Raw genomic sequence first — 14094 nt, forward strand, 5'->3', positions numbered from 1 at the left:
GCTGTCTAAAAATGGCCTGAACATCAGAAAGTTTTGGAAGAAAAAGGGAATAGGATTAAAGCCTAAAATAAATAAAAACACGGGGCATTGAATATTCAATCACCCCGCGTAAAAAATACGGTTGTCTTATTTTAGCATAAGCCAAACAAAAATTAACGATTCTGCCAGATGCTTAATGCACCCTTGCGAGTCGAAACATAGAGCTGGTTGTCAATTACGCGTAAATGACGCACTTCACCAGAAGTTTTAGCACGGCCAATAATCTGTCCTGTTGATGGATCTAACAGGTGCAGTACTCCGTCCAGATCACCTACGACAAGTTCAGTTCCCAGCATTACCGGATTGCTCAGCTGCCGATTCAACAACTGATCATTTTCCCATAAAGGCTGGCCAGTGGTAATTTCATAAGCGCTGATTTTACCATCGGTTTGGGCAACAAACACGCCATTACCAACCACTTCCGGTCGCTGGATACTGCTAGCATCTTCACTCCAGATTACCTGTTGTGAAGCCAGATCAAATACAGTCACCTGACCTTGATAGCTAGTGGTCACAATAAACTGACCTGCTACGACAGGATCACCGTCAATATCGATCAAACGCTGAATGTCCGAACGACCATCAGAAATCGCAACACGGCGCTGCAATTTAGGCACACCACTTAGGGCATCGATTGCATAAATATAAGCATTTGAAGTCGCAATCAATACATTACGTGCATCTAAAGGCACTGGAGCCGCCATGCCACGCAGGCTAAACTGGACATTCGGTAAATCGTAGGTCCATACCTGAGTGCCTGAAGCCACTTCGTGGGCATATACAGTACCATCATTAGTAACAGTAATTACGCGACCTGCATGAACCAGTGAAGGCGCCAAAATGGCACCAGTCAATTGTGCAGTCCAGCGTTGTTCGCCAGTCTGCTGATCTAGTGCGATCAGTTGGCCTTTGTTGCTGCCAACCACCACGATCCCATCAGCGGCTTCAACGCCAGAGCTTAAAGTATCTTTGCTGACTTTTTTCTGCCACAGGCGCTGCTTGCCATTAAAAGCAGTGACTTCACCCTTAGGGTCGATCGCAAATACGACTCCGTTATCCGCATCCAGACGTAAACGTAGCGGATCAGCCTTCTCTGTTGAAGAAACACTGGTCGAAAATACAGGAACAAGTGTTTTAGTCTGACTGATTTTTGGAAGTGGATTCGGTTTTACTTCTGGTACTTTATTGGTCTTACCCGCACAGCCAGCGAGTGCAAGGATTAAAACAGTTAAAGCACAGGTGATTTTATATGTTCTGTTCATTCAGCTTCTTCCACTTGTGTTTCTATAATTGGGCGTTCGATTTCCGGGTCATCGACCAACACGCCTACGCTTTCGAGCTTAATTTGTAAAATTTGACGTTCTTCTTTACGTTCAATCAAAGCATCCCATGCACTTTGATATACTTTTTTGGCATTTTCAATATCATTTTTGGCAACATAGATATCGCCACGTGCTTCATCAGCGGTTGCTTTAAATGCAGGTTCAGTCACTGCATCTAAAGTTTTCAGGGCTGCATCATATTTTTTCTGTGCTAATTGTGCATAAGCCAGACGCAATTTAACGACCTGAACCAAGCCTTTATCATCAACTTTAGAGTTTTCAACTTTTTGTAGTGCTTTCTCAGCAGCAGCATAATCCTGCTTGTCATAAGCCAGTTTCGCCATGACCAACTGGGTTTGAATCGCTTGGGCTGAATCCGGTGCTTCTTTAACAATTTTGTCTGCAGTTTCAGACAGCTTGGCAAAAGCATCACCGTCAGCGGCCTGCGCTTCATCCATCAGTTGCTGAACCTTGGCAGTCTGCATTTGCGATTCTGCCAAGTTTTTCTTCTGCCAATATTCCCATCCGAAAAAGGCAATCAGCGCAACCAGAATCCCGATAATGATCGAAGAACCATATTTCTTCGTGAAGGATTTTAAACTTTCAAGTTGTTCATCATCAGTCATTGCACTCATGCGATTACCTTTTTCCTAATGTTTTATCGATTATTTTGAAGAAATTTTAGTACTGAAAAATGCGACAAAGTCAGCAAATGGCACAGTAGATTGCTCTGCAGTCGCCAGCTCTTTCACCGTAAAGCTTTGTGCTTCAAGTTCACGCTCACCGATAATGGCTGCATATAAAGCACCGGCCTGATCGGCTTTTTTCATTTGCGATTTCATTGAACCTTGAGAGCCGACTTTCAGACGAATATTACTGCTTGCAGCTTCCAATTGATCACGAATCTGTTCAGCCAATACCAGTGCTTTACCTTGAGAAGCAGGATCGGCAACTAGGAATACTTCGCAATCACGTACTGGAGTATTGTCTTCAACCTGTTCCAGTAGAAGCAATAATCGCTCCATCCCCATCGCGAAACCGACGGCAGGTACAGATTGATCTGCCTTGCCTTTCAATTGACCGACCAAGCCGTCATAACGACCACCAGCACACACAGTACCTTGCGAACCTAAGTGAGTAGTGGTCCATTCAAATACGGTTTTGTTATAGTAGTCCAGACCACGTACCAGTTTCTGATTGATGACGAAGCTAATACCGGCATCTGACAAATACTGTTGTAACTGGTTAAAGTGTGCCAGTGTTTCTTCACCCATAAAGTCGTGAAGTTTTGGCGCATTTTCTAGGATGCTTTGAGTTTTGGCATCTTTGGAATCCAGAATACGCAGCGGATTAGTCGTCAGACGACGTTGAGAATCTTCATCCAGATCCGCTTTATGCGCTTGCAGGAACTCTACCAGTGCCGCACGATACGCTGCACGCTCATCAGACTCACCCAATGTATTCAGTTCAAGTTGAACCTTGTCAGCCACGCCCATACGTTTCCATAGACGTGCTGTCATCAGGATCAGTTCTGCATCCTGATCAGGCGTTGCCACACCAAATGTTTCCACGCCAAACTGGTGGAACTGACGATAACGGCCTTTTTGCGGTTTTTCATAACGGAACATTGGTCCGATATACCAGGCTTTCGGGGTCGCACCACGAAGCAGGTTATGTTCCAGCATCGCACGTACACAGCCCGCTGTTCCTTCAGGACGTAAAGTCAGAGACTCAGGCGGATTACCTTTGTCCAGAAAGGTGTACATTTCTTTTTCAACGATATCTGTGGCATCACCGATCGAACGTTTAAACAGATTGGTTTGTTCAACCATCGGCAAACGGATCTGTTGATAGCCATAGGCATCCATCAGACCTGACAGATGCTGTTCAAGACGTCTCCAAGCTGGGGTTTGCGTTGGGAGAATGTCATTAAAACCTTTGATTGCGACGATTGAACTCATGATCTACTCAGAAAAACTTGTGCGAATAATTTCTTTTGATTTGGCTTCTTCAAGCTCGGAAACACGTTGACGAACCATTGATTCGATTTCATCAACCAGTTGATTAGTATCGATTAAATGGCTCTTTTCACCATTACGATACACCAGTGAGCGCGGACTTGCACCTACTACACCAATATCGGCTTCTTTGGCCTCGCCCGGACCATTCACTTTACAGCCAATCACAGACACATCCATCGGCACGCGAACATCTTCCAGACGCTCTTCCAGGGTCTGCATCACTTTAATCACGTTAAATTCCTGACGTGAACAGCTTGGGCAGGCAATGAAATTAATTCCGTTAGAACGAAGACCCAGCGATTTCAAGATATCAAAACCAATCTTGATTTCTTCTTCAGGCTCGGCTGCCAGAGAAATACGCATGGTATCGCCAATGCCTTCCATCAGTAGACCGCCAAGAGCAATCGCTGATTTTACTGAACCGGTACGATACACACCCGCTTCAGTCACACCCAAGTGCAGTGGATTATCAATCTGTTTAGACAGCAGACGATAAGCATCCATAGTCAAAAACACATTTGATGCTTTAACCGATACTTTAAATTCATGGAAATTCAGACGATCTAGAATGTCGATATGACGCATCGCAGATTCCAGCAATGCTTCACCTGTTGGCTCGCCATATTTTTTCTGGATATCTTTTTCCAGTGAACCGGCATTCACGCCAATCCGCATAGAAATGTCGTTATGACGTGCTGCTGCCACGACTTCACGAATCTTGGCTTCCGAACCGATATTCCCCGGGTTAATACGCAGACAGTCTGCACCCAGATCAGCAACAGCCAGCGCAATTTTATAGTCGAAGTGAATATCTGCGACCAGTGGTACGTCAACTTGCTTACGAATTTCACCAAATGCGGCCGCTGCTTCCATACTTGGAACAGAGACACGCATGATGTCTGCGCCTGCATCCACACAACGCTGAATTTGAGCAACAGTTGCTGCGACATTGCAGGTTTCAGTATTGGTCATTGACTGAACAGTGATCGGTGCATCACCACCGACATAGACAGAACCGACACGGATTTTACGTGTTGGACGGCGCTGAATTGGATTTACGATCATGATTTCGCCCTATCTGCTCACCATTAACGTGATAAACGGAAATCTGCTTTTCCGTTAACCGTATAAGGTGACAATGCAATACTTTCATTATTTAAACTGAGTGATACTGCTGTCGCATCATCCAGTCGGATCTGGAATGGCGCTTCACCGTTCAGCTCTAAAGTAGATGCTTGACGGCCAGTGGCCAGTACGTTACCGCCTGCATCTACAATATGCACAGAGGTCGGACGGCTAAAATCAAGCTTGAGCTGATCACCGGACATGGCAGCACCGGCATCCAGATTTAAAATCTCAACATCAGAAGAGGTGTCAGCAACTTCAGCACTATTCTCGCTGCTCTCTGACCAGTTCTGGATCATGGCCACCAGTGCACCCAAGATCAGTACTACAACCAGTGCAATCAGGCCACGCTTTAACCATTTACGGTTACGATCACGCTTTGAACCTGGTAATTTACCCATGATCTTGATTGGAGAATCTTTCAGGGCATGCGTTGCAACCATACCGGTATCATTGGCATAAATTTCATCAAAACGCTGAATCAGGCTAGAAGCATCGACACCGAGATATTTGGCATAGGTGCGGTAATAGCCCTTGATAAAGGTCGCTTCAGGCAAGGATTTATAATCATCCTTTTCCAAGGCATTCAGGGTCTTTACCGGAATATTGAGTTCTTTGGCAACATCTTCAAGCTCACGTTGTTGATTAATACGAATCTTGCGTAAGTACTCGCCTGGACGCTGAACATTTCCTAACGCGTTTGGAGCTACGCTCGAATTATTCGAATCTGAATTAGGATTTACTTCCATACGGCCTCAGTACTGTACTGTAATTGCAAATAACGTTGGTATTCCGGGCTTTCAGGGAACAATGCACGTAATTGATTGACCAATACCTGCATGCCTAACTGATCGCCACTGGCACGCGCAGTGCGAATGCCAATCCAGAGCGCACGGGCACTCTGGTTTTTCTGCCCCACGCCACGTACAAACTGTTCATACATTTGAGTCGCGGCCGGGAACTGCTGGTTCAGATAAAAAATTTCTGCCAACTCTAACATTGATATATACGAAGCGCGATTAGCCTGTAGTGCCTGTTTGAATGATTTTTCAGCATTCACCAAATCACCCTGTTTCAGGTAAATCCGTCCCATATTTTCAAGGGCACGAAATCGCTGGTCATAACCTAAAGTTGCGCCGGCAATTTCGAACTGCTCGATCGCATCTTTATAGCGCTCAAGCTGATATAAATAGGTGCCGTAGTTATTTCGTGCCTGGGCATTTTTTGGATCTGCCGAAATTGCACGCTTGAAATAACCTTCGGCCTTTTCAAGATTAGGTTTGCTGCCTTCCTGCTGAAGCAGCACGCCCATCATCATATTGGCTTGCGAATCACGCGGATTAGTTTCCAGTGCCTGATCCAGCGCACGTTTAGCTGAATCCAGATCACCGTTTTTAAGATATTCAACCGCCAACTGAGTACGAACCTTGGTGGCTTTTTCCGGGTCCTTCTGACCCAGATCTGGCGTTTGACACGCAGTTAAAACCAAAGACCCACATACTACTGAAACCAAAGCAAGTTTAGATGTCAGATTACTCAATTGGCGACCTCTTGTTATCCTTGTGAGCGCATAATCTCGTTGGACTGCGCAATTTTCTTTTTCCACTGTTCCGCACGACGGGTACGGTCAGCGACTTGTCCTACCAGTTGTCCACACGCAGCGTCGATATCATCCCCACGTGTCTGACGAATCGTACACACAAAACCGGCATCAGACAAAGTTTTTTGGAAAGAAATAATCCGGTTACGGCTTGAACGGCCATATGGCGCATGCGGGAATGGGTTAAATGGAATCAGGTTAATCTTGCTTGGCAGATCTTTGAGCAGCTTGATCATCTGCTGAGCATGTTCAGGCTTGTCATTTACGCCATCCAGCATTACGTATTCGATGGTTACGTGCTTACGCGCACTTTCATTACCATCTTTAGTGATATAACGCTGACAAGCGGCAATAAGCTGCTCTAGCGGATATTTTTTGTTGATTGGCACCAGTTCATTACGCAGTTCATCATTGGTTGCGTGTAATGAGATCGCCAAAGCCACATCAATATCTTGGGCCAACTGGTCAATTTTCGGCACGACACCAGACGTTGAAAGCGTCACGCGGCGTTTAGACATACCATAGGCAAAATCATCCAGCATAATGCGCATAGAATTTAATACAGCGTCATAGTTCAGCAATGGCTCGCCCATACCCATCATCACCACGTTGGTCACTGAACGCTCACGCTCAGCCACAGGTACTTCTTCCATATAGGAGTAGTTGGCCATCCACAACTGACCGATGATTTCAGCTTGAGTCAGGTCACGCTGGAAACCTTGCTTACCGGTTGAACAGAATGAACAGTCCAGGGCACAGCCTACTTGTGAAGAAATACACAGGGTCTTACGTGAGCCAGTTTTGTCTTCTGCGGGAATCAGGACAGTTTCAACCAGAGAGCCGTCACCATCACCGACACGGAACACCCATTTACGGGTACCGTCTTTGGAATAGTTTTTATGCACCACTTCTGGCGCTTTAATTTCACAAATCTTTTCCAGTTTTTCACGCAGCTTGCCCGAGATATTGGTCATCTCGGCAAAATCAGTCACGAAATACTGATGAATCCATTTCATCACCTGACCGGCACGGAACTTCTTCTCGCCCATATCTTCGAAGAATTTTTCCATTTGCGGACGTGACATGCCTAGTAAGTTCACTTTTTCCACAGAATTTTGCTGTGCAGGAGTGGACGGAGATTGTTGCTGTGCATCAGAAACTGCTGATGTAGCGACCACTTCAGTACTCATGTGTATACCTAAACCATGTCTAAAGATGAAAGGAGAAGCTCAATATCTGAGCAAAGAATTATTCAGAGAATAAAAAAACCAGATAAGTATAATAACACTTATCTGGTTTGAATACTGCGTATTAACGAGTACGTGGAGCAATCTCAGTTTGCGCGAAGAAGTAGTTAATTTCGCGGTCAGCAGATGCTACAGAGTCAGAACCGTGAGCAGCATTTTCGTCGATGCTTACAGCGAAGTCTGCACGGATTGTACCAGGAGCAGCTTCTTTAGGGTTAGTCGCGCCAAGGATGTCACGGTGAGCAAGAACAGCGTTTTCGCCTTCAAGAACTGAAACAACAACTGGACCAGAAGTCATGAATGCAACTAGGTCACCGAAGAAACCACGTTCTTTGTGTTCAGCGTAGAAGCCTTCAGCTTCAGCTTGAGTCAGGTGTTTCATTTTAGTCGCAACGATTTTAAGACCCGCTTTTTCGAAACGAGCAAAGATGTCACCGATGTGGTTTTTAGCAACTGCGTCTGGTTTTACGATAGATAATGTACGTTCAATAGCCATGATTGGCTCCTTAAGTCAATTGTTGACATGAAAATTTGCCGCATTATACCGAATAATGGACTTTTTTCTGCCTTTAAACTGTAAAAAAATTGCTTTTTTCAATTGGCAATTAACGTGCTTCGTCAATCCATGCCATTTGAATGGCTTCCAGAAGCCCTTCGGTTGATTTGGTTGGTTCATCTTCAAAATCAGGAAGTGCACATACCCAGGCATGCAGGTCAGTAAAGCGAACCCATTGCGGATCCACGTCTGGATGCGCTTCATACAATTCAATCGCGATATCGAGGGTATCAGTCCAACGTAAACCCATGTCTATTCCTAAGCCTATTTACTGTGATGTAGTACTTTAGCAAATCTGCAAATTTCTGCGAGCTTTTGCCAGATCATCTCGTAATTTTTTACAACATGATATTAAAAAAAGGTGCCGTAAATACAATCATGGTCGCCACCAGAGCGCCCAATATGGCCCCTACCGCCACATCACTTGGATAATGCAGACCCAAGACCATTCTTGAGATTGCGACCAGAATGGCAAATGGCAACATTAAAAACAGCAAAAAAGGCACGATATAACCCAGTACGATTGTGACCATCACTGCATGCAAGGTATGTCCCGAAGGAAAACTAAAATGATCCAGCGGATGCTCACAGAGCCGAACAACCTGATGCACCTGATAAGGACGTGGCCGTACGGTCTTGGTTTTTAATAGTTTATAAATCAGGGTTCCAACCATACTGCCAAACACCAGATAAACAATCTGTAAGGTATACATCAGGCCCTGAATCAGCCAGACGGTAATCAGCATCAAATACCAGAATACGCCATTACCTAACCGGCTAATGATTTTAAAAAAAGCCGCAATGCGTTCTGAATGTGAAAAATGATTAAGATAAATACAGCCTTTTAAATCAATTTCTAAAAACTTTAATTTTGCATTCTGAAATTTCATTGTAGAGCTCTTATTGTTTTATGCCCTGCATTTCAGGTTTTGTACGACTGAAAAATAGAGCTTGTTCAAATTGACGCATGAGATAATCGCTATTCACCTTTTTTAGTTTCTTAATACCTGCATCCTTCTGTAATCGTTATAAATCGCCTAATTCAAACATCTAACAGATGAATTCTTACTACTATCCCAACCTACTCAGCCAACTTTTCCGATCATGTTGCAGCTGTAAACAAGTACATCCATGATCATTAGCGATCATTGCTCCACCGCTGGCCATCGCCTCCTGCACTATTCTAACCTTTCAATCCGACCTATCCCTGAACTGTTAATAGATAATTTATTTATACTGGTATTCAGTGAAATAAGTCTGAATTACCACATTCAATTCATTCTTTGAGAATAATTATCTAGCCTTTAACAAAACCTGAGAAGGATCGAATGTGCTTCGAGTATAGTGCAGTTATAGCGCCCAAGACTTTGGTGAAAATGTATCTGGAAGCCGCTTCTTGCCTTGCTCTTACTCAAAATTTGGTTATTTCAAAGCATTTAAAAGTTAAAGAGATATAACTATCCATACTTTTGATCAAGTATGAAATTAAGGTGTGACTGTTTTATGAATTGATTTATGGGAGCTGAATATTTCTTACATTATTAAACTTGCTGATGCTTTACGCCTGTTCTATCTGCCTTTTCAATTTCTTTACTATACTTCTGCTCAACTAATAACCGATTAAATACGTGATTCATGCCGATGGATTTAACTTATAAAATAGTTGCCATTTTGGGATATGATTTATTTTTTGAGATCACCTTTTATCCTCAAATTCCCAGTCAGGCAACAAAGCTACTCCAAACAATAAACATAAAATTGGAATTAAGACAGCTAACAATAAACTTAATGAAAACCAGCTAAATCCCCTATACATCACGATAAATAATCGTTTGGATTTGTTGCTATAAATTTTCGGTATTTTTAAATTCGACTCCACATTGCTCAAGCTCTTAATCACCTACTCCTACTTCAGTCCAAGCATAGATATGATTTTCCATATTAAAAATTCAGTTCGATCTTTCATCTTATCTTTTTATATTTATTTAAATTATTATTTGACTATATAAAAAACCCACTCTAGTGAGTGGGTTTTCGCAGTCAAATCAAATGATTCAAGAAATTAGTTTTTCTCTTTATCTATGATTTTGTTTGCTTGAATCCAAGGTATGAACGAGTACAAAACACTGTTTTGTACGAAGTGCAAGGAAGCAAAGCATTACTTTGAATGAAGCGCAAGGAATGAAAACCACTGTTTTCCTTTCTTTGAGGCACACAATTTTAACCAATGATGTTAGTCATTTTTACAAGACATAAAAAAGCCCCTGTTATAAAACAAGGGCTTTGTGACTCAGAAATTAGAACTTAGTTCTTTTCTTTATCAACAATTTTGTTTGCTTGGATCCAAGGCATCATCGCACGCAGTTTAGCACCAGTTTGTTCGATACCGTGAGCAGCGTTTTGACGACGACGAGCAGTCATAGATGGGTAGTTCAACGCACCTTCCTGGATGAACATCTTCGCATATTCACCAGATTGAATACGTTTAAGCGCATTACGCATTGCTTCACGAGACTGTTCGTTGATTACTTCAACGCCAGTTACGTATTCGCCGTATTCAGCATTGTTAGATACTGAGTAGTTCATGTCCGCGATACCGCCTTCGAACATCAAGTCAACGATCAATTTAAGTTCGTGTAGACATTCGAAGTACGCCATTTCAGGCGCATAACCAGCTTCAACCAGAGTTTCGAAGCCCATTTTAACCAGTTCAACAGCACCACCACAAAGAACCGCTTGCTCACCGAACAGGTCAGTTTCAGTTTCTTCACGGAAAGAAGTTTCGATGATACCAGTACGGCCGCCACCTACACCTGAAGCGTAAGAAAGCGCAACATTACGAGCATTACCAGAAGCATCTTGGTGGATCGCGATTAAGTCAGGAACACCTGAACCACGTTGGTATTCAGAACGTACAGTGTGACCAGGAGCTTTAGGCGCAACCATGATTACGTCTAGGTCTTTACGTGGAACAACTTGGTTATAAAGAACAGAGAAACCGTGAGCGAATGCAAGAGTCGCGCCTTCTTTGATGTTTGGTTCGATAACATCACGGTAAAGTTGAGCTTGGAACTCATCTGGAGTCAAGATCATTACTACGTCAGCTTGAGCTACAGCAGCAGGAACTTCAGCAACTTTAAGACCAGCGTTTTCAGCTTTTTTCCAAGAAGTAGAATTCGCGCGTAGACCAACAGTTACGTCAACGCCAGAATCTTTAAGGTTAAGCGCGTGTGCGTGACCTTGTGAACCGTAACCAATGATTGCTACTTTCTTAGATTGGATAATAGATAAGTCGCAGTCTTTATCGTAAAAAATTTGCATTGCTGTCTCCGCTTAAATGCTTGTGTGTCCGTTTCATCAGGCAATGATCCTTGATCACATTGCCTGAAGCCCCCTTCTTATTAGAATGAGGAAATAATTTAGAAAATTTAGATGGTTAGTACTTTTTCGCCGCGTGCGATACCTGATACGCCTGAACGCACCACTTCCAGAATCGTGTTTTCTGCTAATGCATCAATAAAACCGTCGATTTTCTCAGTCGTACCCGCGATTTGAATCGTGTAAGTTGTTGGCGTTACGTCAACCACCTGACCACGGAAAATATCGGTCGTACGTTTGATTTCATCACGGGTTGCGCCTAAAGCTTTCACTTTGATCAACATCAACTCACGTTCAATATGCGCACCTTCAGACAGATCCACCACTTTAACCACTTCTACCAGCTTGTTCAGCTGTTTAGTGATCTGTTCGATCTTGTGATCATCACCATAAGTCGTCAAAGTCAGACGTGAAAGTGTTGGGTCTTCAGTTGGCGCAACGTTCAATGTTTCAATGTTGTAGCCGCGTTGTGAGAATAAACCTACCAAGCGAGAAAGCGCGCCTGCTTCGTTTTCTACGAGTACAGAGATAATATGTCTCATTTCGTGCGCTCCCCTTTTGCTAACCACATATCCTGCATCGATTGACCCGCAACCAGCATTGGATATACGTGTTCTGTACGGTCAACCATTACGTTAATAAATACGCACTTATCATTGATTGCCATTGCTTCTTCAAGCTTAGACTCAAGCTCGTCTGCATGGTCAATCTGAATGCCTACATGACCATAAGCTTCCATCAATTTTGCAAAGTCAGGTAAAGACTCTACATAAGAGCTAGAGTGACGGCCTTCGTAGTTCATATCCTGCCACTGTTTCACCATACCTAGGGCACGGTTGTTCAGGCATAGAATTTTAACGTTCAAGCCATATTGCTTACAGGTAGAAAGTTCCTGGATACACATCTGAATAGACGCTTCACCAGTAATACAAACCACTTGCTGATCCGGGAATGCAAGCTTAGCCGCCATTGCATATGGCAGACCAACACCCATCGTACCTAGACCACCAGAGTTAATCCATTGACGAGGACGCTTGTAGCGATAATGCAATGCACCGAACATCTGATGCTGACCAACGTCAGACGTGATGATCGCTTCACCATTGGTGATTTTGTCTAGAGCACGAACCACTTGTTGAGGCTTCATTGAGCCATCAGTCGGTACATCGAACTTCAAGCCATGAACCTGACGCCATTCATCAATCTGTTTCCACCATGCCGCAATCGCTTCAGGATTTGGCTTGGACACATTCATTTGCTTCAACTGGTTCAGCATTTCGTTCAGTACAGGTTCTACTGCACCCACGATTGGAATGTGCGCCATGATGGTTTTAGAAATGGTCGCCGGATCGATGTCAATGTGAATGACTTTCGCATTCGGGCAGAATTTCGCAGGGTTATTGGTTACACGGTCATCGAAACGCGCGCCTACACACAGAATCACGTCTGCATTGTGCATGGTCATGTTTGCTTCGTAAGTACCGTGCATACCCAACATGCCGATGAACTGTGGATCATCGCCCGGGAATGCGCCAAGGCCCATCAGAGTATTGGTAACCGGGTAACCCAATAGATGCGCAAGCTCAGTTAATTGTGCTGAAGCATTGCCCTGAACCACGCCGCCGCCTGAGTAAATCACTGGGCGTTTCGCATGAATCAGTTCATCAATCGCTTTACGGATTTGACCTGAATGACCACGGTATGGTGGCTGATACGAACGCATCTTCACTTTTTCAGGATATTCGTAAGCAAATTTCTCTGCCGGGTTAGTTGCATCTTTAGGAATATCAACAACCACCGGACCTGGACGGCCAGATGACGCGATATAGAATGCTTTTTTGATAATTGCCGGAATTTCGCTGGCATGGCGAACCTGGAAGCTGTGCTTAACGATTGGGCGAGAAATACCGACCATATCAGTTTCTTGGAACGCATCCTCACCGATCAAATGGCTTGCAACCTGACCAGACAGGATCACCATTGGAATGGAATCCATATAAGCTGTTGCAATTGGAGTTACGGTATTGGTTGCGCCCGGACCTGATGTCACAAGCACGACACCAGTTTTACCTGTTACGCGCGAGTATGCATCTGCCATATGGCCGGCAGCCTGTTCGTGACGTACGAGGTAATGATTAATTTTGTCTTGTTGAAATAGCGCGTCGTAGATATGTAGAACTGCGCCGCCTGGATATCCAAAAACATGTTCAACGCCTTCATCCGCTAATGCGCGAACGAGCATTTCACCACCAGATAAAAGTTCCAACGTGATTCACCCTAATATTATTCACTGCACAAATGGGAGGCATTTGCAGTGTTCATTCATTAACTGTCTGCACTGTTATAGCACATAAATTTCATAGTTTTCATAGCAATAGGAAAAAAAATCTGGTCTCTTTACTGTTCGAGCAATACAAGACCTAAAACATGTTGGGATAAACATATTTTGCTTAGCTTTGTTCAATTTCTCGGCTAGAGAAATCGCCCACTGCATGAAATGACACTTGTTCGAAGGGTGATCGATCTAAGGCATATAAAACTACTGCAGCATTCTTGTGTTTTCAGTCTGTAAAGTCAAGTTTAAAAAACAGGCTATTATTGTTTCTACGTCTAAAATTTGCTGCTTTTACAGACAATTTCGACTTTAACTCTAGTTTTTAGCTTTAAAATTTTAATTTAAATCAATAAATTTCATATACTTAAAACTTTAATTTTATAAATTTTTAATATGTCTTATATAAAAAAATTGAATGAATTTTTAAAAAATTCAATGCAACTGTTTATAAATAATAGGACTTACGCATTG

At 43.4% G+C, this 14094-nt stretch carries 13 protein-coding genes; all 13 read right to left on the reverse strand.

Features of this window, described 5'->3' with window-relative positions:
• Positions 1-152: 152 nt before the first annotated feature.
• The 13 genes from bamB to B3143_RS14305 all read right to left on the reverse strand — a co-directional run bounded on the left by bamB (position 153) and on the right by B3143_RS14305 (position 13554).
• Positions 153-1301 (reverse strand): outer membrane protein assembly factor BamB, encoded by a 1149-nt coding sequence (gene bamB / locus B3143_RS14245; protein WP_286740979.1) that lies wholly within the window; start codon positions 1299-1301, stop codon positions 153-155.
• Positions 1298-1996, reverse strand: coding sequence for a YfgM family protein (locus tag B3143_RS14250; RefSeq protein WP_005232125.1), 699 nt, complete (start codon positions 1994-1996; stop codon positions 1298-1300). Before B3143_RS14250 ends, bamB begins: the two co-directional genes overlap by 4 nt.
• Before the next feature lie 30 nt (positions 1997-2026).
• Positions 2027-3322 (reverse strand): histidine--tRNA ligase, encoded by a 1296-nt coding sequence (gene hisS, locus B3143_RS14255; protein ID WP_286740980.1) that lies wholly within the window; start codon positions 3320-3322, stop codon positions 2027-2029.
• Between the two features lie 3 nt (positions 3323-3325).
• On the reverse strand, positions 3326-4447 hold the full coding sequence (ispG, locus tag B3143_RS14260) for a flavodoxin-dependent (E)-4-hydroxy-3-methylbut-2-enyl-diphosphate synthase (RefSeq protein ID WP_005232130.1): 1122 nt from the start codon (positions 4445-4447) through the stop codon (positions 3326-3328).
• A gap of 23 nt (positions 4448-4470) precedes the next feature.
• Positions 4471-5256 carry a helix-turn-helix domain-containing protein gene (locus tag B3143_RS14265; protein WP_034703520.1) on the reverse strand — a complete coding sequence of 262 codons (786 nt, stop codon included), beginning with the start codon at positions 5254-5256 and terminating at the stop codon, positions 4471-4473.
• The gene (gene pilW, locus B3143_RS14270) at positions 5247-6047 is read right to left on the reverse strand and encodes a type IV pilus biogenesis/stability protein PilW (protein WP_005232134.1); all 801 of its coding nucleotides are present in this window, start codon (positions 6045-6047) and stop codon (positions 5247-5249) included. The genes B3143_RS14265 and pilW overlap by 10 nt, the downstream gene beginning before the upstream one ends.
• Positions 6048-6061: 14 nt before the next feature.
• On the reverse strand, positions 6062-7297 hold the full coding sequence (gene rlmN / locus B3143_RS14275; RefSeq protein ID WP_005232136.1) for a 23S rRNA (adenine(2503)-C(2))-methyltransferase RlmN: 1236 nt from the start codon (positions 7295-7297) through the stop codon (positions 6062-6064).
• Between the two features lie 121 nt (positions 7298-7418).
• Complete coding sequence (gene ndk, locus B3143_RS14280) at positions 7419-7850, reverse strand: nucleoside-diphosphate kinase (RefSeq protein ID WP_004782097.1); 432 nt, start codon at positions 7848-7850, stop codon at positions 7419-7421.
• A 109-nt stretch (positions 7851-7959) separates the two neighbouring features.
• Complete coding sequence (gene iscX / locus B3143_RS14285; RefSeq protein ID WP_104426615.1) at positions 7960-8160, reverse strand: Fe-S cluster assembly protein IscX; 201 nt, start codon at positions 8158-8160, stop codon at positions 7960-7962.
• Positions 8161-8248: 88 nt separating this feature from the next.
• Positions 8249-8800, reverse strand: a complete 552-nt coding sequence (locus B3143_RS14290) for a phosphatase PAP2 family protein (RefSeq protein WP_104426616.1) — start codon at positions 8798-8800, stop codon at positions 8249-8251.
• A 1414-nt stretch (positions 8801-10214) separates the two neighbouring features.
• The gene (ilvC, locus tag B3143_RS14295) at positions 10215-11231 is read right to left on the reverse strand and encodes a ketol-acid reductoisomerase (RefSeq protein WP_005232140.1); all 1017 of its coding nucleotides are present in this window, start codon (positions 11229-11231) and stop codon (positions 10215-10217) included.
• Positions 11232-11338: 107 nt separating this feature from the next.
• Positions 11339-11830 carry an acetolactate synthase small subunit gene (ilvN, locus tag B3143_RS14300; RefSeq protein ID WP_004782091.1) on the reverse strand — a complete coding sequence of 164 codons (492 nt, stop codon included), beginning with the start codon at positions 11828-11830 and terminating at the stop codon, positions 11339-11341.
• Positions 11827-13554: an acetolactate synthase 3 large subunit gene (locus B3143_RS14305; protein WP_125278762.1), complete on the reverse strand. Its 1728-nt coding sequence runs from the start codon at positions 13552-13554 to the stop codon at positions 11827-11829. Before B3143_RS14305 ends, ilvN begins: the two co-directional genes overlap by 4 nt.
• Between the last annotated feature and the right edge of the window lie 540 nt (positions 13555-14094).

It is taken from the genome of Acinetobacter sp. UBA1496, from assembly GCF_002324975.1.
GTDB lineage: Bacteria > Pseudomonadota > Gammaproteobacteria > Pseudomonadales > Moraxellaceae > Acinetobacter > Acinetobacter variabilis.